This is a genomic window from Nocardioides sp. P4_G4 (genome assembly GCF_056401085.1).
This window is the reverse complement of record NZ_JBFUKA010000051.1, coordinates 12083-34462: the sequence shown is the minus strand read 5'-3', so window position 1 is coordinate 34462 and position 22380 is coordinate 12083. Positions and strand designations below refer to the sequence as shown.

At 73.0% G+C, this 22380-nt stretch carries 24 protein-coding genes; 15 read left to right on the top strand and 9 right to left on the bottom strand.

What is annotated here, in order from left to right; genetic code table 11:
- Nucleotides 1–3836 (bottom strand): ATP-dependent helicase (locus AC1DQF_RS13275; RefSeq protein WP_477525694.1); only part of this gene is annotated, 3836 nt, incomplete at its 3' end.
- A gap of 149 nt (nucleotides 3837–3985) precedes the next feature.
- On the opposite strand from AC1DQF_RS13275, the gene AC1DQF_RS13270 reads away from it, so the two are divergent.
- Nucleotides 3986–4585 carry a Dps family protein gene (locus tag AC1DQF_RS13270; RefSeq protein ID WP_477525693.1) on the top strand — a complete coding sequence of 200 codons (600 nt, stop codon included), beginning with the start codon at nucleotides 3986–3988 and terminating at the stop codon, nucleotides 4583–4585.
- A gap of 50 nt (nucleotides 4586–4635) precedes the next feature.
- Nucleotides 4636–6018, top strand: coding sequence for an AAA family ATPase (locus AC1DQF_RS13265; RefSeq protein ID WP_477525692.1), 1383 nt, complete (start codon nucleotides 4636–4638; stop codon nucleotides 6016–6018).
- A gap of 4 nt (nucleotides 6019–6022) precedes the next feature.
- Here the strand turns inward: AC1DQF_RS13265 and AC1DQF_RS13260 are convergent, their stop codons facing one another.
- Nucleotides 6023–6691, bottom strand: a complete 669-nt coding sequence (locus tag AC1DQF_RS13260) for a class I SAM-dependent methyltransferase (protein WP_477525691.1) — start codon at nucleotides 6689–6691, stop codon at nucleotides 6023–6025.
- A gap of 89 nt (nucleotides 6692–6780) precedes the next feature.
- Between AC1DQF_RS13260 and AC1DQF_RS13255 the strand changes: the two genes are divergently transcribed.
- The 3 genes from AC1DQF_RS13255 to AC1DQF_RS13245 are packed head-to-tail and all read left to right on the top strand — an operon-like array spanning nucleotide 6781 to nucleotide 9328.
- On the top strand, nucleotides 6781–7716 hold the full coding sequence (locus AC1DQF_RS13255) for an ABC transporter ATP-binding protein (protein ID WP_477525690.1): 936 nt from the start codon (nucleotides 6781–6783) through the stop codon (nucleotides 7714–7716).
- Entirely contained in the window at nucleotides 7716–8528 is an 813-nt protein-coding gene (locus AC1DQF_RS13250) for an ABC transporter permease (RefSeq protein ID WP_477525689.1), read from the top strand. The genes AC1DQF_RS13255 and AC1DQF_RS13250 overlap by 1 nt, the downstream gene beginning before the upstream one ends.
- Entirely contained in the window at nucleotides 8528–9328 is an 801-nt protein-coding gene (locus AC1DQF_RS13245) for an ABC transporter permease (RefSeq protein WP_477525688.1), read from the top strand. Before AC1DQF_RS13250 ends, AC1DQF_RS13245 begins: the two co-directional genes overlap by 1 nt.
- On the opposite strand, the gene AC1DQF_RS13240 is transcribed toward AC1DQF_RS13245, so the two are convergent.
- The 6 genes from AC1DQF_RS13240 to AC1DQF_RS13215 are packed head-to-tail and all read right to left on the bottom strand — an operon-like array spanning nucleotide 9321 to nucleotide 14049.
- Nucleotides 9321–10349, bottom strand: coding sequence for a nucleoside hydrolase (locus tag AC1DQF_RS13240; RefSeq protein ID WP_477525687.1), 1029 nt, complete (start codon nucleotides 10347–10349; stop codon nucleotides 9321–9323). The genes AC1DQF_RS13245 and AC1DQF_RS13240 overlap by 8 nt on opposite strands.
- A complete protein-coding gene (locus AC1DQF_RS13235) occupies nucleotides 10346–11254 on the bottom strand; it encodes a hypothetical protein (protein WP_477525686.1) in 909 nt (302 codons plus the stop codon). The genes AC1DQF_RS13240 and AC1DQF_RS13235 overlap by 4 nt, the downstream gene beginning before the upstream one ends.
- Nucleotides 11251–11814: a hypothetical protein gene (locus tag AC1DQF_RS13230; RefSeq protein WP_477525685.1), complete on the bottom strand. Its 564-nt coding sequence runs from the start codon at nucleotides 11812–11814 to the stop codon at nucleotides 11251–11253. Before AC1DQF_RS13230 ends, AC1DQF_RS13235 begins: the two co-directional genes overlap by 4 nt.
- Nucleotides 11811–12677, bottom strand: coding sequence for an ABC transporter ATP-binding protein (locus tag AC1DQF_RS13225; RefSeq protein ID WP_477525684.1), 867 nt, complete (start codon nucleotides 12675–12677; stop codon nucleotides 11811–11813). The genes AC1DQF_RS13230 and AC1DQF_RS13225 overlap by 4 nt, the downstream gene beginning before the upstream one ends.
- Complete coding sequence (locus AC1DQF_RS13220; RefSeq protein ID WP_477525683.1) at nucleotides 12674–13516, bottom strand: hypothetical protein; 843 nt, start codon at nucleotides 13514–13516, stop codon at nucleotides 12674–12676. The genes AC1DQF_RS13225 and AC1DQF_RS13220 overlap by 4 nt, the downstream gene beginning before the upstream one ends.
- Nucleotides 13513–14049: an RNA polymerase sigma factor gene (locus AC1DQF_RS13215; protein WP_477525682.1), complete on the bottom strand. Its 537-nt coding sequence runs from the start codon at nucleotides 14047–14049 to the stop codon at nucleotides 13513–13515. The genes AC1DQF_RS13220 and AC1DQF_RS13215 overlap by 4 nt, the downstream gene beginning before the upstream one ends.
- A gap of 169 nt (nucleotides 14050–14218) precedes the next feature.
- Here AC1DQF_RS13215 and AC1DQF_RS13210 point away from each other — a divergent pair, with 169 nt between their 5' ends.
- The 10 genes from AC1DQF_RS13210 (at nucleotide 14219) to AC1DQF_RS13165 (ending at nucleotide 21629) form a co-directional block, all read left to right on the top strand.
- Nucleotides 14219–14752, top strand: a complete 534-nt coding sequence (locus tag AC1DQF_RS13210; protein ID WP_477525681.1) for a DinB family protein — start codon at nucleotides 14219–14221, stop codon at nucleotides 14750–14752.
- Nucleotides 14749–15360 (top strand): class I SAM-dependent methyltransferase, encoded by a 612-nt coding sequence (locus AC1DQF_RS13205; RefSeq protein WP_477525680.1) that lies wholly within the window; start codon nucleotides 14749–14751, stop codon nucleotides 15358–15360. The genes AC1DQF_RS13210 and AC1DQF_RS13205 overlap by 4 nt, the downstream gene beginning before the upstream one ends.
- Nucleotides 15357–15551 (top strand): DUF3046 domain-containing protein, encoded by a 195-nt coding sequence (locus AC1DQF_RS13200; protein WP_477525679.1) that lies wholly within the window; start codon nucleotides 15357–15359, stop codon nucleotides 15549–15551. The genes AC1DQF_RS13205 and AC1DQF_RS13200 overlap by 4 nt, the downstream gene beginning before the upstream one ends.
- On the top strand, nucleotides 15548–16846 hold the full coding sequence (locus AC1DQF_RS13195; protein ID WP_477525678.1) for an MFS transporter: 1299 nt from the start codon (nucleotides 15548–15550) through the stop codon (nucleotides 16844–16846). Before AC1DQF_RS13200 ends, AC1DQF_RS13195 begins: the two co-directional genes overlap by 4 nt.
- 179 nt (nucleotides 16847–17025) lie before the next feature.
- Complete coding sequence (recA, locus tag AC1DQF_RS13190) at nucleotides 17026–18075, top strand: recombinase RecA (protein ID WP_477525677.1); 1050 nt, start codon at nucleotides 17026–17028, stop codon at nucleotides 18073–18075.
- Between the two features lie 187 nt (nucleotides 18076–18262).
- Entirely contained in the window at nucleotides 18263–18778 is a 516-nt protein-coding gene (locus tag AC1DQF_RS13185; RefSeq protein ID WP_477525676.1) for a regulatory protein RecX, read from the top strand.
- A 29-nt stretch (nucleotides 18779–18807) separates the two neighbouring features.
- Nucleotides 18808–19692 carry a PPK2 family polyphosphate kinase gene (locus AC1DQF_RS13180; protein ID WP_477525675.1) on the top strand — a complete coding sequence of 295 codons (885 nt, stop codon included), beginning with the start codon at nucleotides 18808–18810 and terminating at the stop codon, nucleotides 19690–19692.
- Nucleotides 19689–20501: a HipA family kinase gene (locus AC1DQF_RS13175; protein ID WP_477525674.1), complete on the top strand. Its 813-nt coding sequence runs from the start codon at nucleotides 19689–19691 to the stop codon at nucleotides 20499–20501. The genes AC1DQF_RS13180 and AC1DQF_RS13175 overlap by 4 nt, the downstream gene beginning before the upstream one ends.
- A complete protein-coding gene (locus AC1DQF_RS13170; RefSeq protein ID WP_477525673.1) occupies nucleotides 20498–20878 on the top strand; it encodes a DUF3037 domain-containing protein in 381 nt (126 codons plus the stop codon). Before AC1DQF_RS13175 ends, AC1DQF_RS13170 begins: the two co-directional genes overlap by 4 nt.
- A 10-nt stretch (nucleotides 20879–20888) precedes the next feature.
- On the top strand, nucleotides 20889–21629 hold the full coding sequence (locus AC1DQF_RS13165) for a DNA alkylation repair protein (RefSeq protein ID WP_477525672.1): 741 nt from the start codon (nucleotides 20889–20891) through the stop codon (nucleotides 21627–21629).
- Here AC1DQF_RS13165 and AC1DQF_RS13160 read toward each other — a convergent pair.
- Entirely contained in the window at nucleotides 21593–22336 is a 744-nt protein-coding gene (locus AC1DQF_RS13160; RefSeq protein WP_477525671.1) for a sirohydrochlorin chelatase, read from the bottom strand. The genes AC1DQF_RS13165 and AC1DQF_RS13160 overlap by 37 nt on opposite strands.
- Nucleotides 22337–22380 lie beyond the last annotated feature (44 nt).

Below are 22380 nucleotides of genomic sequence, written 5' to 3'. Positions count from 1 at the left end.
GGGCGGCCCGGCCGGCCGCCGGTGCGCACGCGGGGCGGCGTGCGGCGGGTGCGGTGGCTGGCGTTGCCCGAGCGCACCAGGGCGCGCAGCGGCGTGACGGTGTCGTTGGTGAGCCGCCCCTGCCAGACCAGCGACCACAGCGCGGCGGAGAGCTCGGAGTCACTGGTGGAGCCGACCCGGTCGGAGAGCTGCCGGAAGAACCACGCGCCCCCGGGATCCAGCGCCTCCAGGACGGCGCGCTCGATCGCGCCCGGCTCGTCCTCGGCGACGTCGGGCAGGGTGAGCTCGGCCTGGTCGGCGAGGTGCAGGCTCACCCAGCCGTCGCTGCCCGGCAGCGGGGAGTGCCCCGCCCACACGACCTCGCCCGACGCGGTGAGCTCGTCGAGGAAGGACGGCTCGTAGTCGCGGACCCGCGCCGCCAGGACCAGGGGCTCGAGGGCGCTCGCCGGCACCGGGCACCCGGCGAGCTGGTCGATCGCGGCCACCACGCCGTCGACGCCGCGCAGCGTGCCGCCACGAAGCTGACCCGAGACGTGCTGCCACGCGGGCAGGAAGCGCGCCACGGTGTCCTGGGTGACCGGCTCGACCTCCTTGCGCAGCCGGGCCAGCGACCGGCGACGGAGCTTGCGCAGCACCTCGGCGTCGCACCACTCGCTGCCGCTGCCCGAGGGACGGAACTCGCCCTCGAGGAGGCGGCCGCGCGAGACGAGCCGTTGGAGCGCGTGGCGCGCGACCGCCTCCCCGAGGCCCAGGCGGGCGGCGACGTCGGGTGTCGTGAACGGGCCGTGGGTGCGGGCGTAGCGGGCGATCAGGTCGCCGATCGGGTCCTCGTGCGGCTCGGTGAAGACGTCGGGCGTGCCCGGCGGCACGGGCACTCCGAGGCCGTCACGCAGCCGCCCGACGTCCTCGACGGTCGTCCACCGCTCGTCCCCGGCGATGCGGGCCGGGACCACGCGGCGTACGTCGGAGAGGGCGTCCAGCCAGGAGGCGACGTCGGCACCCTCGACCGAGCGGGCGGTGATCTCCTCGGTGCTGAGCGGGCCGAGCAGCCGGAGCAGGTCCGCGACCGCCTCGGCGTCGCGGGCGCGCCGGTCGGGGGCCAGCCACTGGAGCTCGGACTCGACCTCGGCCAGCACCTCGGGGTCGAGCAGCTCGCGCAGCTCGGCCCGCCCGAGCAGCTCGGCGAGCAGACCCTGGTCGAGCGACAGGGCGGCGGCCCGGCGCTCGGCGATCGGGGAGTCGCCCTCGTAGACGAACTGGGCGACGTAGCCGAAGAGCAGGCTGCGGGCGTAGGGGCTCGGCGACTGCGTCGCCACGTCGACCACCGTCACCTCGCGGCGCTGGACCCGCTGGAGGAGCTTCACGAGAGCGGGCAGGTCGTAGACGTCCTGCAGGCACTCGCGGATGGCCTCGAGGACGATGGGGAAGGACGGGTACTGGGAGGCGACCTCGAGCAGCTGGGCACTGCGCTGGCGCTGCTGCCACAGCGGGCTGCGCCGCCCGGGGTCGCGCCGGGGGAGCAGCAGCGCACGTGCCGCGCACTCGCGGAACCGGCTGGCGAAGAGCGCAGACCCGCCGACCTCCTGGGTGACGAGCTGCTCGATCTCCTCGGGCTCGAAGACGACCACGTCGCCGCCGGGCGGCTCGTTCTCGGTGTCGGGGATGCGGATCACGATGCCGTCGTCGGAGGCCACCGCCTGCCCGTCGATGTCGTAGCGCTCCCGCAGCCGCGCGTTGATGGCCAGCGCCCAGGGGGCGTGCACCGGTGTGCCGTACGGCGAGTGGACGACGAGGCGCCAGTCGCCGAGCTCGTCGCGGAACCGCTCCACGAGGAGCTGGGTGTCGCTGGGCAGAGCGTTGGTCGCCTCCTGCTGCTCCGTGACGTAGGTGACGAGGTTGCCGGCGGCGTACTCGTCGAGGCCGCGGTCACGGGCCCGCTGGCGGGCCTTGTCGGGGGTGACGCTGCCCAGCTCGCGGGTGAAGCTGCCGATGGCCTCGCCCAGCTCGGCGGGCCGGCCCAGGGAGTCGCCCTTCCAGAACGGCAGGCGGCCCGGGATGCCCGGCGCGGGCGTCACCAGCACCCGGTCGTGGGTGATGTCCTCGATGCGCCAGCTGGTGGCCCCCAGGGCGAAGATGTCGCCGACCCGCGACTCGTAGACCATCTCCTCGTCCAGCTCGCCCACGCGGCTCGCCTTGTCGCCGACGAGGAAGACGCCGAAGAGCCCGCGGTCGGGGATGGTGCCACCGCTCGTGACGGCCAGTCGCTGCGCCCCCGGTCGACCGGACAGCACCCCGGTGACCCGGTCCCACACGATGCGCGGGCGCAGCTCGGCGAACTCCTCGCTGGGGTAGCGGCCGCTGAGCAGGTCCAGGGTGGCGTCGAACGCGCTGCGCGGCAGCGCGGAGTAGGGCGCGGCGCGGCGCACCAGGTCGTAGAGGTCGTCGACCTCCCAGTCCTCCATCGCCGTGCAGGCGACGACGTGCTGCGCGAGCACGTCGAGCGGGTTGGTCGGCACCGAGAGCGACTCGATGGCGCCGCTGCGCATCCGCTCGACCGCCACGGCGGTCTGGGCGAGGTCGCCGCGGTGCTTGGGGAACAGCACTCCGCGGCTGACCTCGCCGACCTGGTGGCCGGCGCGACCGACGCGCTGGAGGGCGCTGGCGACGCTGGGCGGGGACTCGATCTGGATGACCAGGTCGACGGCGCCCATGTCGATGCCGAGCTCGAGGCTGCTGGTGGCCACGACGCAGGGCAGCCGACCGCGCTTGAGGTCGTCCTCGATCAGGGCGCGCTGCTCCTTGGAGACCGACCCGTGGTGGGCCTTGGCGATGACGGTGCCGGCGCCGCTGCTCTGCCCCGCCTGGGCCATCACCTGGGCGGGCGGGGCCGCAGAGGTCCCGTCGGCCTCGGCGTCACCGCCTGCGCGGTCGGTGGCGATCTCGTTGAGACGGGCCGTGAGTCGCTCCGCGAGGCGACGCGAGTTGGCGAACACGATGGTGGAGCGGTGCTGCTCGACCAGGTCGACGACGTGCTCCTCGACGTGCGGCCAGATGCTGGTGGCGCGCTGCGGGTCGCCGGACTCCTCGTCGTACTCCTCGGGGGCCGTCATGTCCTCGACCGGGACGACCACCCGCAGGTCCCACTCCTTCTCGCTGGGAGGCGCGACGATCTCGACCGGCTCGCTCCCGCCGAGGAAGCGCGCCACCTCCTCCAGCGGTCGCACGGTCGCGCTCAGCCCGATCCGCTGGGCCGGGCGGTCGAGGAGCGCGTCGAGCCGCTCGAGGGAGACGGCGAGGTGGGCGCCGCGCTTGCCGCCGGCCACGGCGTGCACCTCGTCGAGGATCACCGTGTCGATGCCGCGCAGCGACTCGCGCGCCTGGCTGGTGAGCATCAGGAAGAGCGACTCCGGCGTGGTGATCATGATGTCGGCCGGACTGCTCGTCAGCCTGCGCCGGTCCGCCGCGGACGTGTCGCCGGAACGCAGCCCCACGGTGAGGTCGGGCACGCTGGTCCCGAGCCGCTCCGCGGTGTGCCTGATGCCGGTGAGCGGGGCGCGCAGGTTGCGCTCGACGTCGACCGCCAGCGCCTTGAGCGGCGAGATGTAGAGGACGCGGGTGCGTCGGGTCTTGTCCTCGGGGCGCTCGGCCGTCAGCAACGTGTCGATGGCGTGCAGGAAGGCGCTCAGCGTCTTGCCGCTGCCGGTCGGGGCCACGACCAGCGCGTGCCTGCCCGCGGCGATCGCGTCCCACGCCCCCTCCTGCGCGGAGGTGGGTCGGGCGAACGCGGCCTCGAACCACGCGCGGGTCGGCGCGCTGAAGTGGTCGAGGGCGGACATGGCCCCAGTGTGTCCTACGGCACCGACAGCGGGCCCTACGGAGAGCGGGTGAGCGCCCGGATCGGGGCCGGACCGTGGTGGCCGGACGTCGTGGTCCATGTCCTTGCGGGTGGGGACGGGCTTGGGGCGAGGTGCCTAGAGTCGCTGGCATGGCTACGAAGAGCACGCCCACCCAGACCTTCCACGTCCCCGGCCTGAACGCCAAGGAGAGCACCACCGTCGTCTCCGCGCTGCAGGACCGGCTGTTCGCCTACACCGACCTCCACCTCGTGCTCAAGCACGTGCACTGGAACGTCGTGGGCCCCAACTTCATCGGCGTCCACGAGATGCTCGACCCGCAGGTCGACCTCGTCCGCGGCTACGCCGACGCGGTGGCCGAGCGCATCGCCACCATGGGCGGTACGCCGACCGGCACGCCGGGCGCGCTGGTCGCTGCCCGTTCGTGGGACGACTACGACATCGGCAAGGACACCGCTCAGGCCCACCTCGGCGCCCTCGACCTCGTCTACACCGGTGTCATCGAGGACAACCGCAAGGCGATCGACGTCGTCGGCGAGGTCGACCCGGTGACCGAGGACCTGCTCATCGGCCAGACCGGCGAGATCGAGCAGTTCCACTGGTTCATCCGCGCCCACCTCGAGAACAGCGGCGGCCACCTCTCCACCGAGGGAGCCACCACCGAGGAGGAGGCGGCCGACGCCGCCCGCGAGCCCCGGGCGGCCGCGAAGAAGGCCACCCGCAAGAAGTAGCGCAGCGAATCTCCGCGCGGCCGTCCCCGGTCGTCCCTAGGCTGCCGCCCATGACGGACACGGGGGACGACGACCTGCGGCAGGCCCTGGCCACGCTGGTCAAGCAGCTGACGCGCGAGGAGCCACTGACGCGGGGCACGCCGCTGCTCGGGGTGCTGGACGAGCACCTGGGCATGCGGGCCGACGAGCTGCCGGTGGTGGTCGAGAAGATCGACCTCCACCGGTGGGTCGACGTCGACATCGCGCTGGCGGAGGTGGCCGGGCGCGACGCCGACGCGCGGCTGGTCGGCGTGGGCGGCGGCGACCAGCGTCACCACAGCTCGCTGGGCGACCTGATCGCCAACGCGGAGTGGGGGCGGTTCCGCCAGGGGCAGGTGGACCGGCTCAACGTCGCCACCGGGCCCGACGACGAGCGCGCCACGGTGGCCTTCGGGCTGCACCTGTTCCGCTACGCGGACCGGCCGGTCGTCGTGCTCCAGCGCGGTCACAACCCGCAGTTCGGCGGCGAGGCCCGCCTCGAGGTCATCGTGGGGGACCCGGAGGTCGGGTCGGCCCTGCTGACCGAGGTCCGCGGGCTCGCGGTCTCGCGCTCGGTGCTGCGCGGCCAGGTGGTCAGCTTCGCCGGCAACCCCTACGAGCACTCCATGGGCGGGATCACCTTCGTACGGCGACCCGACCTGCCGGCCGACCGGGTCATCCTCCCGGAGGGGACGCTGACCCAGGTCCGCGGCCACGTCGTCGAGCTGGCCGCACACCGCGACGAGCTCCGCCGTCGCGGGCAGCACCTCAAGCGCGGCATCCTGCTCTACGGGCCGCCCGGCACCGGCAAGACCCACACGGTCCGGCACCTGATCGGTGCCGGTGCCGAGACCACGGTCGTCCTGCTCTCGGGGACCCAGATGGCCTTCGTCGGGCAGGCCGCCCAGATCGCGCGCGCCCACCAGCCGGCCATCGTCGTGCTCGAGGACGTCGACCTGATCGCCGAGGACCGCGACCACGGCCCTTACGGCGGCGGCTCCTCGCCCCTGCTCTTCACCCTGCTGGACGCGATGGACGGCCTCGACCAGGACGCCGACGTTGTCTTCCTGCTCACCACCAACCGCGCGGAGGCCCTGGAGCGGGCGCTGTCCCAGCGGCCCGGGCGCGTCGACCTGGCGGTCGAGATCCCCCTGCCCGACGGGGAGGCCCGGCGGCGGCTCATCGCCCTGTACGCCGCGGAGGTCGGCTTCGGCGACGAGGCGATCGCGGCCGCTGCCGAGGCGGCCGCCGGCACCACGGCGTCGTACGCCAAGGAGCTGGTGCGCCGGGCGGTGCTGCGCGCGGCGATCGCCGAGCGCGACCCGTCGGACGAGGACCTCGCCGCGGCCACGCACGAGCTGCAGGCGGACGGGGCCGTGCTCACCCGGTCGCTGCTGGGGAGCTCCGCGGGCTAGGCCGTCACGGCTGGGCGGGGCGCCGGGCCAGGACGAAGCCCTGGGGATCCTGCTCGTCGAGCGGCGCCCGCTCCAGCCGGGCCACCTCGGTCAGGCCGGCACCGCCCAGGACGTCCGCCCACTGTGCGAGTGAGCGGTGGAAGCGCACGACGTGCACGTCGTGGCCCAGCCTCCGGTAGCCCTGCCCGACCTCGCGCGCGCCGCTGCCCACCTGGAACCCCACGAGCACCGGGGCGCCCCGTCGTACGACGCGCGCGGCCTCCGCGGCGATGCGGGGGAGCCRGTCGTCGGGGGAGTGGATCGTCGAGTACCAGTAGAGCGCCGCGTCGAAGGTCTCGTCGGGATACGGCAGGTCGGTGACGGACCCGACGGTCGTGGCGAGGTCCGGGTGGTCGCGCCGGGCCATCGCCACCATCCCCGGTGACACGTCCAGGCCGTTCACGCGACAGCCCCGGTCGGCCAGGTAACGGCCCATCCGACCCGCCCCGCACCCGGCGTCGAGCACGTGCGGCGCGGGCCCCGCCAGGGAGACCAGGTGGTCGACCATCGCCAGGTCGAGGTCCGCCTCGGGCCCGGTGCCCGGGAACTGCCGGGCGTAGGCGGCGGCCACCGCGTCGTACATCGCGACCACCTGTGCGTCGTCGTGCACCGTCCCCGCGCCGTCGCCCTCCATGGCCGGGAGTGTTCCACGTGAAGGGGGTCCCACTCGCGCGTCGGACATCGGGTCGAGCGGTGTCGGTACCCCTCTATAGGGTCTCGGACGTGACGGAATCCATGATCCTGGCCAAGGGCTTGCGCAAGTCGTTCGGCGAGTTCGAAGCCGTCAAGGGCATCGACGTCGACGTGCGTCGCGGCGAGGCGTTCGGCTTCCTCGGCCCCAACGGCGCCGGCAAGTCGAGCACCATGCGCATGATCGCCAGCGTCAGCCCCATCAGCGGCGGGTCGCTGCAGATCCTCGGCATGGACCCGGCGACCGACGGCCCCGCGATCCGGGGGCGGCTCGGGGTCTGCCCGCAGGAGGACACGCTCGACAACGAGCTCAACGTGCGCGACAACCTCTACATCTACGGCCGCTACTTCGGGATCCCCAAGGGCGAGGTCAACAGCCGGGTCGACGAGCTCCTCGAGTTCGTGTCGCTCACCGAGAAGGCCAGGTCCAAGGTCGAGGACCTCTCCGGGGGGATGAAGCGACGGCTCACCATCGCCCGCAGCCTGGTCAACCGACCCGACCTGCTGCTCCTCGACGAGCCCACCACGGGGCTCGACCCGCAGGCGCGCCACGTCCTGTGGGACCAGCTCTTCCGGCTCAAGCAGGCCGGCGTGACCCTGGTGATCACCACTCATTACATGGACGAGGCCGAGCAGCTCTGCGACCGCCTCGTCGTCATGGACAAGGGCCTCATCGCGGCCGAGGGCTCGCCGCGCCAGCTGATCGAGGAGCACTCGACCCGCGAGGTCGCCGAGCTCCGCTTCGCCATCACCGACGAGACCAACCCGCACGCGGTCCTCGCCGACAAGATCGAGGACCTCGGTCGCCTCGAGGTGCTGCCCGACCGCATCCTGGTCTACAGCCCCGACGGCGAGGAGGTCATCGCGAAGGTGCACGAGCGAGGCCTCGATCCGATCGGCGTCCTGGTGCGGCGCTCCACGCTCGAGGACGTCTTCCTCAAGCTCACCGGCCGGACGCTGGTGGACTGATGGCTACCGCGACCGGCTCGGAGCCCGGGCTGACCCTGGTCGCAGGGACCCTGCGACAGACCGACTACTGGTGGACGGTCTTCAAGCGGACCTGGAAGGGCGGGGCGATCAACTCGTTCGTGTCGCCGCTGTTCTACGTCGTGGCGATGGGCGTCCTGCTCGGCGGCTTCATCGCTGGCGACCCGGCCAAGCTCGAGGGGGCGACCTCCTACCTCGCGTTCATCGTGCCCGGGCTGGTCGCCACGCACGCGATGACCATCGCCGTGGGGGAGACCACCTATCCGGTCATGGGCGCGGTCAAGTGGCACAAGACCTACTACTCCATGATCGCGACGCCGCTCGAGCCGCGGCACGTGGTCGCGGCCCACATGATGTTCGTGCTGTTCCGCCTGGCGACCGCCTGCGGCGTCTTCATGCTGGTGCTCGCGCCGTTCGGCGTGTTCGAGTCCTGGTGGGGGCCGTTCCTCGCGTTCGGCTCGCAGCTGCTCGTCGGGATGGCCTTCGCCGTCCTCGTCCATGGCTACAGCACCCGGGTCCGCAGCGAGTCCGCGTTCGGGGTGCTCTTCCGTCTCGGGGTGCTGCCGCTGACGCTCTTCTCCGGTGCGTTCTTCCCGATCTCCAACCTCGGTCCGGTGCTGGAGTGGGTCGCGCGGCTCACCCCGTTGTGGCACGGCGTCAACCTGTCGCGGATGTTCTGCCTCGACACGGTCGACTGGTCGCTCGCCGCCCTCAACGTGCTGGTGCTGGTGACGACGATCGCGGTGGGCTGGTTCTGGTCCGTGTCGGGTCTCGAGCAGAGGTTGGCGGACTGATGGCCACCACGACCCGCCCCGTCCATCCGCCTCTCGGCCCGGCACGGGCCGCCTGGCTTCTGGTCACCCGCAGCTACACCGTCTACCGCCAGCAGTGGAAGCTCTTCCTCACCGGCTTCCTCGAGCCCGTCTTCTTCCTGTTCTCGATCGGCATCGGCGTCGGTCAGCTGATCACCAGCTTCGAGGTGGGCGGCGAAGCCATCCCGTACGCCGAGTTCGTCGCGCCCGGGATGCTGGCGGTGAGCGCCTTCAACGGCGCACTGATGGACAGCACCTACAACGTGTTCTTCAAGCTCAAGTACGAGAAGCTCTACGACCAGATGCTCGCCACCCCGCTGACCACCGCCGACATCGCGCGGGGCGAGATCCTCTGGGGACAGTTGCGCGGGTCGAGCTACTCGGTCGCGTTCCTGCTGTTGATGTGGGCGCTGGGGATGCTGCACTCGTGGACGGCGATCCTGGCCCTGCCCGCCGCCCTGTTGATCGGCTTCGCGTTCTCCGCGGTCTGCATGGCGGTCACGACGTGGATGACGTCGTGGCAGGACTTCGACAAGATCACGCTCCTGCAGCTCCCTCTCTTCCTCTTCTCCGCGACCTTCTTCCCCATCACGGCGTACGACGGGTGGTTGCGGTGGGTGGTCGAGGCGACGCCGCTCTACCGCGGGGTCGTGCTGTGCCGTGAGCTGACGTTGGGCCAGGTCGGCTGGGAGAGCCTCGTCTCCGTGGTCTATCTGGTGGTCATGGGACTCATCGGGCTGGCGGTCGTGCGCCGACGTCTCGACACGCTGCTGCTCACCTGAGCTGCGTGCCGAAGACCGCGGCGTACGCCTCGTCCAGCGCGGGCGTGTCCAGGCCCGTGACCACCCGCACCGGACCGTCGCCGGTGCGCCGGAGCCGCCCGCGATCGACGTCGACGTCGACGTCCCACGTGCCCCTCCTGACCGTCATCACGTCCGGGGTCGTGAAGGCCCCCGCCGTGGCGAGGTCCCAGAAGGCAGGCGAAGTGAACGCAGGGTCGAGCCCCAGCCTGCTCACGACCGGCGCGGCGAGCCCGTCCGGTCGTCCGGGTGGGACGGGGTCGTGCGGGACGATCGTCAGCGGGACGCCTCCCTGCAGCACCGAAGCGAGGGCGTCCACGTCCGCGGCCGCGTTCCACTCGCCCACCCCGAGCTCGGCGTCCTGCGACGGCGAGTCCACGATCCCCGCCATCGAGATGATGCCGGCGAGGCGCGCGTACGACGCAGGGTGCCTGCGCTGCAGAGCGGCCAGCTCCGTGAGCGGACCCAGCGCCACCACCTGCAGTCCCTCGACACGGTCGGCCAGCCGCGCCAGGTACGTCGCCGCATCCGCCCGGGTGACCGGGGGCAGCTCGCCTGCCCCCGACCGGTCCAGCCCGCTGTGGCTCATCGCGCCCGTCGCCCAGGTGCGCGGGAACGGCACACCGTGCGGACCCCGCGCTGCGGCCCCGCACGCCACCGGCACCCGGGTCGCCCCGATGGCCTCGAAGAAGTCCGCGAGCAGGTCGACACCGCCGCCGCAGGTCACCATGCCCGTCGTGGGGACGGAGATGGCGAGCACGTCGACCGCGGGGTGACGGACGAGGTAGGCGATGGCGGCGAGGTCGTCGGGGGCGAGGTCCGAGTCGATGACGACCGGTGTCGGGTCCGCCCTCCTGGCCGGTGCGGGCCCCAGCGACCCGCCGACGATGCGCTCCCCGTCGTCGTCCGACGCCGCCGGGGTGCAGGCGGCGAGGGCGGCGAGGGCGACGAGGGCGACGAGCATCGGGACGAGGACGCCGAGGCGTCCGGCGGGGGACCTCACGGCAGCACCCAGTACTGCGCGACCACTCCGACCGCGGCGAGGAACGAGCCCGCTGCGACCAGCCACCGACGTGCCCGGCCGCCCGGGACCGTGACGGCGCCCCACAGGGCGGACAGGCCGAGGAGCCAGACCGCGTGCCACCAGGACAGGCCGGCGGACACCACGACGCGGGACCACTGCTCACTGAAGTCGCCGGGTGCCTCGAGCAGCCACTGGGACGGGAAGCCGAGGGGATCGGCGGAGGCGGTGCCCGCGAACACGCGCACCGGCTGGACCTGGAGGATCGAGAGCGGGACGACCGCGGCGTCCCCGAACAGCCAGTAGAAGGCGACCAGGAACCAGAGCACGAAGAGCAGCGGGAGCGCCGAGACGAGGGGGAGCCGACGTCCCAGGGCGGCGCCGGTCGCCACGGCCAGCAGTGCCAGGACGACGGGCTGGGCGAGCTCTCCGGGCGTGAAGAGCGCCTCCGTCGTGCGTCCCGGCTCCATCCCGAGCCAGAGACCGCCGAGGTCGCGCTGGCGCCACGCGAGCAGCGCGGCGTACCCGGTGGCGACCAGCAGGAGCGGCAGCGCCCCGACCCACCGGCCGACACACCGCTGCACCTCCGTCACCGGTGCCTCCGCAGCGACGTCGAGCCGCTCGCGGTTGAAGGAGACGGCCGCCACGACCGAGAGCGCGAAGAGGAAGGGCACCACGCTGGTCGCCATCTCCTCGTACGACGCCCCCGGCCACTCGCCCGGGTCGGGGACGACGGACCACATCATCCACACCGACAGGCCGGTACAGGCCCACAGCACGGGGTTGCGCAGCATCCGGCGGGACTCCGCGAGCGCCAAGGCCCGGACCACGGCCACGGTCCGGGCCCGGGGCAGGGTCCCCGGCAGCGCCCGAGCCACGGTGCTCATCGCCGCCGCCCCACGACGAGGGCCGCGAGAGCGACGGCCACCACCGCCTGCGGAGCGGTGCGCCACCATCCCGCGGCATCGGCGAGGACCCCCGACCCCGGCACGGTCATGTCCAGGGCGAACCAGAGCACCGGCACGAACGCACCCACCAGGGCGGCCGGATGCGCCGGGCTCCACACCGCCACGGCGACCCCGGCCGCGGTGAGGGCCAGCAGCGGCCCGGGGGAGCCCGCGCCGGGGGAGGCGTGCGACACGCTGGTCAGCACGCCCCAGATCGCCAGCGCGGGGAGCAGGACGAGCGTGAGGCGCAGGAGGCGGCGTCGCATGACCGACACCGGCACGGCCGCGAGCAGGAACGCAGCGGGGTCGTGCAGGGCTCCCACCACGGCGCAGGCGAGCGCCGCGGAGGCCACGGCCAGCACCAGGTCGACGGGACGCTGGGACGTCCTCGCCAGCAGCAGCACGGGGAGCACCAGTGCGGTGACACCGACGAGCGGCACCCAGCGGATGGCCCGGGCCGTCGGCAGTGCTGCCTGCCACAGGGGCGCCACCACGGTCATCGGGTCCCCCTCGACACGAACAGGTAGCCGTCCTCGAGAGTGGGGGCCGCGGGCTCGACCCCGGCCGGTGGCAGGCCGACGTGACGGTGACGTCCCTCGGCGGTCATCCAGCTGCGGGCGGCCCGGGGGTCCGGTTCGTCGGCCTCCCACACCCGACCCTCCGCGGTGGTCCTCAGGCCCTGGGGGGTGCCGTCGTAGTGGATCTGCCCGTCGCGCATCACCAGGACCCGCTGGCACAGCGCGGCGACCTCGCTGGTGTTGTGCGTGGACAGCACCACGGTCCCGCGTCGCGCCGTCTCGGAGAGCAGCGACCGCAGCTCGATGCGCTGCTCGGGGTCGAGGCCCGTGGCGGGCTCGTCCAGTACCAGCAGCTCGGGAGTGCCCAGGAGAGCGGCGGCGAGGGCGACGCGCTGGCGCATGCCACCCGACAGCGTGCGGATCTTCCGGTGCCTCACGTCCCCGAGGCCGACCGACCCCAGCACGCGCGTCGCGTCCCGGCGTCGGGCGGCCGCGTCGGTCTGCTCCTTGAGCACGGCGACGTAGTCGACCATCTCCAGCACCGTGAACCCGCCGTACAGGCTGGGGGCCTGCGGGAGGTAGCCGAGCCGGCGACGGATCTCGAGTCGCTCGGCCGGCCGGCGCGGGTCGCGACCGAGCAGCCGCAGCTCGCCGGTGTCGGGGGCCAGCACGGTGGCCAGCATCCGCAGCAAGGTGGTCTTGCCGGCACCGTTCGGGCCGAGGAGCCCGATCACGCCACCGCCCAGGTCGAGCTCGACGTCGCGCACGGCGCGGACACCACGGAAGGACTTGCGGATGCCGGTCGCACGGACGACGGTCCCGGCTCGGTCGTGGACGATGGTCATGCGGTCCTCCGGTAGGTGACGTGGTCGCGACGGGCGAAGGCGAGGGCGAGCGCGGCGACAGCGACCGCGAGCGCGAGCAGCTGGGCGCCGGGCGAGGTCACGGCAGCCGCCACCAGGTCGGACGAGCCGCGGGGGGAGAGCGACGGGACGGTGACGGCCAGGGCCCAGGCGCCGCCCAGCGCGGCAGCGGCCACGGCGGGGTCCGGAAGGACGGTGCCGGCGACCAGGACCATCGCGGACAGGGCGAGGCCCGGGAGCAGCCAGCCGAAGGCGACGTACGTCGGCAGGCCCAGCGCGAGGGCGACGAGCACGCCCGCCGGCACCGCCGCCACGCTGACGAGGAGCGCCCTGGTGGCGACCAGCCGGAAGCCGGCGAGGGGTGTCGCGAGGGCCAGCTCGCCGGCAGGGTCCGTGGACCGCCGGTAGGCGAGGACGACGGCTGCCGTCGGGGCCAGCGGTGCGACGGCGAGGAGCGCCGTCGTGGCGTCCCGTCCCGCCAGCAGCACCGGGAGCACGGGGAGCAGGAGCACCAGGGCCAGGGCCGAGAGCCACGCCGCCAGGAGTGGGCGGCTGGACAGCGACGCGCGCGGGACCAGGGACGAGTGGGTCCCGGGCCAGCGCACCAGGCGGGGGGTGGGGGGACGGTCGATCTGCTCCACCAGGGCGGCCCACCGCCGCTGCGTGTCGGGACCGTCCGCACCGCCACCCGCCCTGGCGAGGGCGGAGCGGCACTCGGTGCAGCCGAGGACGTGGGCCTCGACGGAGGCGGTCAGGGCCCTGCCCGCCGTGCCGGACCGGTAGACGGAGAGGTCGTTGTCGGAGACGTGCCACGTGTTCACAGCAGGGCCCTCCTCAGCTCGGTGCGAGCCCGACTCATCCGGCTCTTCACGGTGCCGCTGGGGATGCCCAGCAGCTGTCCTGCCTCGCGCGTGGTGAGCCCGTCCAGGACGGTGGCCTGGACGACCGCACGCAGCTCGGGCGAGAGTCCCTCGAGCGCCATGCCGACGTTGCTGTACTGCACGCGGGCGAGGACCTCCTCCTCGGCCGACAGCGGCTGCGAGCCACGCAGGCCGGCGAGTCGCTCCACGACGTTCTTGCGCGGCCGCAGCCGGTGCAGCAGGGACCGGATGGCGATGCCCCACAGCCAGGCGCCGACCTCGCCCTCACCACGCCAGACGGGCTTGCGCCACACGGCGAGGAAGGTGTCGGAGATCGCCTCGTCCACGTACGACGGGTCGGCGCACCGGTGGGAGAGGCGAGCCGCGAGCCACGGCTCGTGCCGCACGAAGAGCTCACGCAGCGCGCCGCGGTCGTGCTCGCGCACACCGGCGACCAGCTCGGCGTCGGTCGCCTCCGACCAGTCGCTGCTCATCTCGATCCCTTGCACACCCACCTGTGCCCCCGACCCGGGTCAGTGGTTCACCATGATCCGCGGATCGCGCCTGCGGCCGCCACCGGTCTGGACCAGACCGGCGAGCGACACGTCACGGCGACGTGGAACCCGGTCGCACCCGCGCTCGAGCCGCTGCGAAGATGGAGCCATGCGCGAGCCCGACCCGATCGTCCCGGACACCAAGGACTGGACCTGGGTGCTGCGACGCCCGTGCCCCGACTGCGGCTTCGACCCCCGGGTCCACTCRCTGGCGACGCTGCCCGGCCTGCTGCACGACTCGGCGATGACCTGGTCGTCGGTGCTCAGCCGGTCGGATGCGGCGGTGCGACCGAGCCGCGACACCTGGTCGCCGCTGGAGTACGCCTGCCACGTCCGCGACGTGCACCGGCTCTTCGCGGAGCGCGTCGGGCTGATGCTGGCGCAGGACGCGCCGCGCTTCGCCGACTGGGACCAGGACGAGACCGCCGTCGTGTCGCGCTACGCCGAGCAGGACCCGGCCACCGTCGACGCCGAGCTGGTCGAGGCGGCCGGCCACGCGGCGGGTCTCTACGCGAGCGTCACGGACGAGCAGGCCGGTCGGCGCGGGACCCGGTCCAACGGCAGTGAGTTCACCGTCGAGACGCTGGGCGTCTACCACCTCCACGACGTGCTGCACCACGAGCACGACGTGCGCACGCCATGATCGATCCGGTCGACGCCACCGTTCGGGCGTACGGCGAGCACGCGGCCGCGTATCGCGACGCCACCGCGGCGCTCGGCGACGAGACGCGTGCATCGGTCGCGGCCTTCGCAGCGCGCCTCGACCCCGCCGCACACGTGCTCGAGATCGGGAGCGGCGGTGGTCGTGACGCCCTCGCGCTGGAGGTGGCCGGGCTGCGCGTCGACCGGACCGACATCACCGCCGGCTTCGTCAGGCTGCTGCGGGAGGCCGGCCACGAGGCGAGGGTCCTCGACCCCCTGCACGACGACCTCGGCTCGTCCGGGACCTACGACGGGGTGTGGGCCAACGCCTGCCTGCTCCACGTCGACCGCGCTGACCTCCCGACGGTGCTCGGGAGGCTGGCCCGGGTGACCAGGGCCTCGGGTGTCCTGTACCTGTCGGTCAAGGAGGGCGACGGGGAAGCCTGGTCCGTGCACGGGAGCATCGAGGCGCCGCGACGGTTCGTCCACTGGCGCGAGGACCCGCTCCGCGGGGCACTCGTGGAGACCGGGTGGCAGGTCGAGACGCTGCGCCGACGCTCGGGCCGGGACGGCGAGCAGTGGCTGGAATCGCTGGCGATCCGCGCATGAGGCACACCGAGTTCTGGGCCCGTCTCGACCACGCGCTCGGGAAGGCGTCGTCGCGCTCCTGGGCGGAGCTCTTCGTCATCGGCGACCTCGGCGGTCGCACGGTCGTCGAAGCGCTGGATGCCGGCGTACCGCCCAAGCTGGTGTGGGCCGCGGTGTGGCACGTCCTCGAGCTGCCGGACTTCGAGCGGTGAGCACGCCGACCGATCCGGTCCCGGACGGGCACGCGGCCGTCCAGGCGCGCACCGTGCGGGTGCTGGTCGTCTCCCAGGCGGTGGGCGCCGTGGGGGTCACCATCGGGGTGGCGACCGCGTCCCTGCTGGCGCGCGACATCTCGGGATCGGAGGCCCAGGCGGGCCTCGCCCAGACCTTCCAGGTGCTCGGCACCGCGCTCGCGGCCTACGTGCTCGCGCGGCTGATGGGCCGCCGTGGACGCCGCGTCGGTCTGGTCACCGGCTACCTCGCGGGCGCCAGCGGCGCTGCCCTGTGCGTGGCGGCCGGGGTGCTTGACTCGATGGCCGTGCTGCTCACCGGGGCGGTCCTGCTGGGCGCGACCACGGCGGTCAACAACGGCTCGCGGTACGCCGCCACCGACCTGGCGCCGGAGGAGACCCGCGGACGTGCGCTCTCGGTGGTCGTGTGGGCGACCACGATCGGCGCCGTCGCGGGACCCAACCTCACCGGTGTCGGTGCCGGCCTGGCGCGACGTGTCGGGATCCCCGAGCTGACCGGCGGGTTCGCCATCGGCGCAGTGGTGCTGGTGCTCGCCGCCACGTGGGTCGCCGTGCTGCTGCGGCCCGACCCGCTCCTGCTCGCCCAGTCCGTCGCCGGTGCGACGGCACAGGCCCGGATTGGTCGGTCGTGGTCGCGCTTCACCGAGGCGGTCGGCGCCCAGCCGGCGCTCGGCGCGGCGATCGCCGGCATGGCGTGCGCGCACGCGGCGATGGTCACGGTGATGATCATGACCCCGCTGCACATGCAGCACGGGGGTGCGCAGCTGCAGGTGATCGGGTTCGTGATCTCCGTGCACGTCCTGGGGATGTTCGCCTTCTCGCCGCTCGTCGGACTCGCCGCCGACCGCCTCGGCCGACCGGTCGTGCTGCGAAGCGGGGGAGTGGTGCTGCTCGCGTCCCTGGTGCTGTGCGGGCTGGCTCCGGAGGGCTCGTCGTGGCAGATCTTCGGCGGCCTGTTCCTGCTCGGCCTCGGGTGGTCGTGCGCGACGGTCGCGGCCTCGACGATCATCGCCGACCTGACCCCGGTGTCGGCGCGCACCGACGTGCAGGGCACGGCCGACATGGCGATGTCGCTGACCGCCGCCGGCGGTGGTGCCCTGGCCGGGCTGATCGTGGGTTCGCTCGGCTACCCGGTGCTGGCGATGTTCGCCGGCGTCCTTGCCCTGGCGGTCCTGGGGGCAGGGGTGGTCGCGGGCGCGATGACCGGAGCGGACCGCCCGTCCGCGGTGACGTCGCCGCACGACCCGACACGCTAGTCGCGACACGCGGCACCACGTGCACCACTCGAACAGCTGTTCGGGCTAGATTGTGTCCACAGGTACGACGAACGGCGAGGTTCTCCACAGCGTTCGACAGTGCTGATCAGGCATTGTCGGTGGCTCGTCCTAGCGTCGCAGACGTACCTGACTACCCGACGGACACAAAGGACACGCACATGGCTGGTGGAGACCGCGAGAAGGCACTGGATGCCGCACTCGCCAACATCGAGAAGTCGTTCGGCAAGGGCTCGGTCATGCGACTGGGCGACGACAGCCGCGCTCCGCTGGAGGTGATCCCGACCGGCGCCATCGCACTCGACGTGGCCCTGGGCCTCGGGGGCCTGCCCCGCGGCCGTGTGGTGGAGATCTACGGTCCCGAGTCCTCGGGAAAGACGACGGTCGCCCTGCACGCGGTGGCCAGCGCCCAGGCGGCCGGCGGCATCGTCGCCTTCATCGACGCCGAGCACGCGCTCGACCCCGACTACGCCAAGGCGCTCGGTGTCGACACCGACGCCCTGCTGGTCTCGCAGCCCGACTCCGGTGAGCAGGCGCTCGAGATCGCCGACATGCTCGTCCGCTCCGGCGCCCTGTCCCTCATCGTCATCGACTCGGTGGCCGCGCTCGTGCCGCGTGCCGAGATCGAGGGCGAGATGGGTGACAGCCACGTGGGCCTCCAGGCGCGACTCATGAGCCAGGCACTGCGCAAGATGACCGGTGCCCTCAACAACTCCGGCACGACGGCCATCTTCATCAACCAGCTCCGCGAGAAGATCGGCGTCATGTTCGGCTCGCCCGAGACGACCACCGGTGGCCGCGCGCTCAAGTTCTACTCCTCGGTGCGCCTCGACGTGCGTCGCATCGAGACCCTCAAGGACGGCCAGGACATGGTGGGCAACCGCACCCGCGTCAAGGTCGTCAAGAACAAGGTCGCCCCGCCGTTCAAGCAGGCCGAGTTCGACATCATGTACGGCAAGGGCATCAGCCGCGAGGGTGGCCTCATCGACGTGGGGGTCGAGGCCGGCCTGGTCCGCAAGTCCGGCGCTTGGTACACCTACGAGGGCGACCAGCTCGGCCAGGGCAAGGAGAACGCCCGCACCTTCCTCAAGGACAACCCTGACCTGGCCAACGAGCTGGAGAAGAAGATCCTCGAGAAGCTCGGGGTCGGACCGCAGGTCGACGCTCCGTCCGACCTTTCCGACGAGCCCATCGGCGTGGATGACTTCTGAGCGGGCCCCTCGGTCGGGTGAGTCCAGGCCGATGCCGACGTGGGCGGGTGACGTCCACGACGGTGTCGAGGCCTGGACAAGGTCGGCGCGAGAGTCCGCGCCCACCCCGGGTCCTCGGTCGACGCCGAGGTCTCGGTCGGCCCGTGGCTCTCGCTCCACCCGCCCGGCGCCCGAGCTCCCGGCATCGGTGCCCGAGTCGGTCCGCGCCGACCCGGAGCCGGATCACGAGTCGGTGGGCCGCAAGATCCTGCTCGACGCGCTGACGGGCCAGGCCCGCTCGCGCAAGGAGCTGGCCGACAAGCTGGCCAAGAAGGAAGTGCCGGCCGACCTGGCGGCCGCCCTGCTCGACCGGTTCGAGGAGGTGGGCCTGGTCGACGACGAGGCCTTCGCGCGTGCGTGGATCGCCTCCCGTCAGCCGGGCAAGGGACTCGCACGCCGCGCCCTCGCCCAGGAGCTGCGCCGCAAGGGCATCGACGACGAGGTGGCCCGCGACGCGCTCGACGAGATCGACCCCGACGACGAGGAGTCCGCGGCCCGGGGCCTGGTCCGCAAGAAGATGCGCACCATGCGTGGCCTCGAGCGCGACAAGGCGACGCGGCGGCTGGTGGGGATGCTGGCCCGCAAGGGATACCCGCCGGGCATGGCGTTCGCCGTGGTCAAGGACGAGCTCGGCGCTGACGACGTCGACCTCGACTCGCCCTAGCCGCCCACGGGTTGGGACATACTGCAGCGATGGGCAAGAAGAAGAAGCAGACAGCCGGTCCCACCGGGGAGGCCGTACGGCCCCTCCTGCGCCTCCCGCAGGGGCCGGTCGACCTGGCCGACATCGACCCCCGCGCCACCCCCGGCTTCGACGGGGACAAGGTGGCCGGCAAGGCGGCGCTGCCCGCGGTGGGCGAGCCACTCGCCGACCTGCAGGAGCGGCTCTACGCCCAGGGCAAGTCCGACGGTCATCACCGCGTGCTGCTCGTCCTGCAAGGCATGGACACCTCTGGCAAGGGCGGGGTGCTGCGGCACTCGGTCGGCCTCATCGACCCGCAGGGTGTGCGGATCACCTCCTTCAAGGCGCCCAACGCCGAGGAGCGGCGCCACGACTTCCTGTGGCGCGTGCGGCGCGCGGTGCCCGAGGCCGGCATGGTGGGCGTCTTCGACCGCTCCCACTACGAGGACGTCCTCATCGCCCGGGTGCGTGAGCTGACGACCCGGTCGGCGATCACCCGTCGCTACGACGCGATCAACCGCTTCGAGGCCGAGCTCGCCGACCGCGGGGTCACCGTCCTCAAGTGCATGCTGCACATCTCCGCCGAGGAGCAGAAGGGGCGCCTCCTCGCCCGGCTCGACGACCCGACCAAGCACTGGAAGTTCAACCCCGGGGACATCGACGAGCGCTCGCAGTGGCGCGCCTACCAGGACGCCTACGAGATCGCCCTGGAGCGCTGCAACACCCCCGAGGCGCCGTGGTACGTCGTGCCCAGCGACCGCAAGTGGTACCGCAACTGGGCGATCGCCACCATGCTGCACGAGGCCCTCGAGGAGCTCGCCCCGGTCTGGCCGCCGGCGGACTTCGACGTCACGGGCGAGCGTCGTCGCCTCGTCGAGGAGGACCCGGTCACGTGACCGCGACACCGTCGCACACCGAGGAGACCACGCTCCCCGGGGTGTTCGTCACGCGGTACGTCACCCCRCTGCGGGAGGGCGGCAGCCTGCCCGGGATCGTCGAGGGCGACGACCTCGGCACCTACGTGTGCAAGTTCCGCGGCGCCGGCCAGGGTCTCAAGGTGCTCGTCGCCGAGGTCATCGTCAGCGGGCTCGCCGAGCACCTGGGCCTACGCACCCCTCGCCTGGTCGCCCTCGACCTCGACCCCGAGATCGCGCGCTACGAGGCCGACGAGGAGGTCCAGGACCTCCTCAACGCGAGTGCCGGGCTCAACCTGGGCGTCGACTTCCTGCCGGGGGCCTTCGGGTTCGACGACACGGTGCTCGACCCGGGTGGGACCACCGAGGCCGGCGAGGCCGCGAAGGTGATCTGGCTGGACGCGTTCTGCGCCAACGTCGACCGGTCGTGGCGCAACCCCAACCTGCTGCTGTGGCACGGCGACCTGTGGGTGATCGACCACGGCGCCTCCCTGTACTTCCACCACGGATGGGCCGGGGGAGTGACCGACCCCGGCCGCTTCGCCCGCCAACCCTGGGACGCCTCGGACCACGTGCTCGGCCGGCACCTCGGCGGCGTCGCGACGGCGGACGCCGAGGTCACCTCGCTCCTGGAGCGGGACACCTTCGCCCGGATCCTCTCCCGGGTCCCCGACGCGTGGCTGGAGCCGGTGCCGGGCACCGAGACACCGGACGCGCTGCGGGCGGCGTACGTCGAGTTCCTCGTGGCCCGCCTCGGCACCCGCCAGTGGCTCCCCGGCGGTGGGGCGTGAAGCGTCTCGCCTACCAGTACGTCGTCCTGCGCTGCGTGCCACGCCCCGACCGCGAGGAGTTCCTCAACGTCGGCGTGGTGCTCTACTGCCAGGCGGCCGACCACCTCGACGTCGCCTGGCGCTGCGATGCCGAGCGCCTCGCCGCCCTCGACCCGGGGCTGGACCCGGAGCAGGTCTGCGCGGCGCTGGCCTTCGTCGAGGGGGTCGCACGCGGCGACGCGCGCGGTGGCGCGGCGGCCGAGCAGTCGCTGGGCCAGCGGTTCGGCTTCCTCAAGGCCCCCAGGAGCACGGTGCTGCAACCCGGTCCGGTGCACGGTGGCGTCACCACCGACCCCGCCCGGCAGCTGGAGCACCTGCTCGAGCGCCTGGTGGGATGAGCTCCGGGACGTGAGCGCCGACGCCGACCTCGTCGCGGCGGTCCGGCGAGCACTGGAGCGGGTCGGGGATCCCGAGCGGGCCCGGCAGCAGCAGGCGTACATGAAGTCCGCCCTGCCCTACCGCGGCCTCAGCGCCCCTGAGCTCCGGACACTGCTACGGCCGTTGCTCGCCGAGCACCGCCTGCGCGACCCCGACACCTGGCGCGACACCGCTCGCGAGCTGTGGGACGGCGCCACCCACCGCGATGAGTGGTACGCCGCCATCGCGCTGCTGCGGCACCGCCACTACCGGCGCTGGACGGACCCCGACCTCGTGCCGCTGCTCCTGCACATGGTGCGGACCGGGGCCTGGTGGGACGTGGTCGACGAGATCGCGAGCCACCTGGTCGGTGGTGTGCTGGCCGTCCACCGCCCGGCCCTGACCCCCGTCGTGCGCGCCTGGTCCCGCGACGAGGACAGCATGTGGGTGCGGCGGACTGCGATCCTGTCCCAGCTGCGGCACCGGGGCGCCACGGACACGGTCCTGCTCGCGGACGTGCTCGACGCCAACCTCGAGGGGTCTGCGTACGGCTCGGAGTTCTTCGTCCGCAAGGCGATCGGGTGGGCGCTGCGTGAGCACAGCCGAACGGACGCGGCGTGGGTGCGGGCGTACGTCGCGTCGCATGCCGAGCACCTCGCGCCGCTGTCACGGCGCGAGGCGCTCAGGCTGGTGGCTCAGACGGGGACGAGCTCGACCGCGCCGACGGCATAGCGGGCCAGCACCACGCGGGCGACCTCGGGGTGCGCCCCGAGAGGTGCGGACACCGCCACGGCGCCCGCCTCGAGCGACAGCTCCGCGGCCCGGTCGGGCAGGAACCCGGGGGCCAGGAAGAACGACGCGACAGCGATGTGACGACGGCCCTCGGCGCGGAAGGCCCGCACGGCCTCGCCGGCGGCCGGCGGAGCGGCGGAGGCGAAGGCAGCCGTCACCGGCAGCTTGTGGCGGGTGCCCCAGGTGCGGGCGAGCCGCGCCACGGCCTGGTTGGCGAGGGGGTCCGAGGACCCGGCGGCGGCCAGGACCAGGGCGTCCAGCTCGCGGACCCGGGCGTCCTTGAGCGCCTCGCGCAGGCGCAGGTCGAGCACCTCCAGGAAGGCGGCCTCCATGCCCAGCACCTTGGAGGCCCGGATGGTGAGGCCCGGGTGCCGCTCGGTCGCCGCGGCGATGGCCTCGGGCACGTCCACCTTGGCGTGGTAGGCCTCGGTGAGCAGGAGCGGCACGACCACGACCTCGTCGTAGCCGGCCCGGACCAGCTTGTTGACCACCGTCTCGAACGACGGCTTGGAGAGCTCGAGGAACGCCGCCTCGATGCGCAGGTCGGGGCGCATGGAGCGGACCTCGTCGACGAGCGCGGTGATCGTGGCGGCCGAGCGGGGGTCACGGCTTCCGTGAGCCAGGGCAACCAGTGCAGGAGCGGCCATCAGAGGGGCCTCCCATCGTGGGTGGTGGTGTGGAGGTCGACGTC

Coding starts and splice junctions, on each gene's coding strand:
- AC1DQF_RS13270 (WP_477525693.1), top strand. CDS start 3,986: ATGGCTACGAAGAGCACGCCCACCCAGACCTTCCACGTCCCCGGCCTG.
- AC1DQF_RS13265 (WP_477525692.1), top strand. CDS start 4,636: ATGACGGACACGGGGGACGACGACCTGCGGCAGGCCCTGGCCACGCTG.
- AC1DQF_RS13250 (WP_477525689.1), top strand. CDS start 7,716: ATGGCTACCGCGACCGGCTCGGAGCCCGGGCTGACCCTGGTCGCAGGG.
- AC1DQF_RS13245 (WP_477525688.1), top strand. CDS start 8,528: ATGGCCACCACGACCCGCCCCGTCCATCCGCCTCTCGGCCCGGCACGG.
- AC1DQF_RS13235 (WP_477525686.1), bottom strand. CDS start 11,254: ATGAGCACCGTGGCTCGGGCGCTGCCGGGGACCCTGCCCCGGGCCCGG.
- AC1DQF_RS13230 (WP_477525685.1), bottom strand. CDS start 11,814: ATGACCGTGGTGGCGCCCCTGTGGCAGGCAGCACTGCCGACGGCCCGG.
- AC1DQF_RS13225 (WP_477525684.1), bottom strand. CDS start 12,677: ATGACCATCGTCCACGACCGAGCCGGGACCGTCGTCCGTGCGACCGGC.
- AC1DQF_RS13215 (WP_477525682.1), bottom strand. CDS start 14,049: ATGAGCAGCGACTGGTCGGAGGCGACCGACGCCGAGCTGGTCGCCGGT.
- AC1DQF_RS13205 (WP_477525680.1), top strand. CDS start 14,749: ATGATCGATCCGGTCGACGCCACCGTTCGGGCGTACGGCGAGCACGCG.
- AC1DQF_RS13200 (WP_477525679.1), top strand. CDS start 15,357: ATGAGGCACACCGAGTTCTGGGCCCGTCTCGACCACGCGCTCGGGAAG.
- recA (WP_477525677.1), top strand. CDS start 17,026: ATGGCTGGTGGAGACCGCGAGAAGGCACTGGATGCCGCACTCGCCAAC.
- AC1DQF_RS13180 (WP_477525675.1), top strand. CDS start 18,808: ATGGGCAAGAAGAAGAAGCAGACAGCCGGTCCCACCGGGGAGGCCGTA.
- AC1DQF_RS13160 (WP_477525671.1), bottom strand. CDS start 22,336: ATGGCCGCTCCTGCACTGGTTGCCCTGGCTCACGGAAGCCGTGACCCC.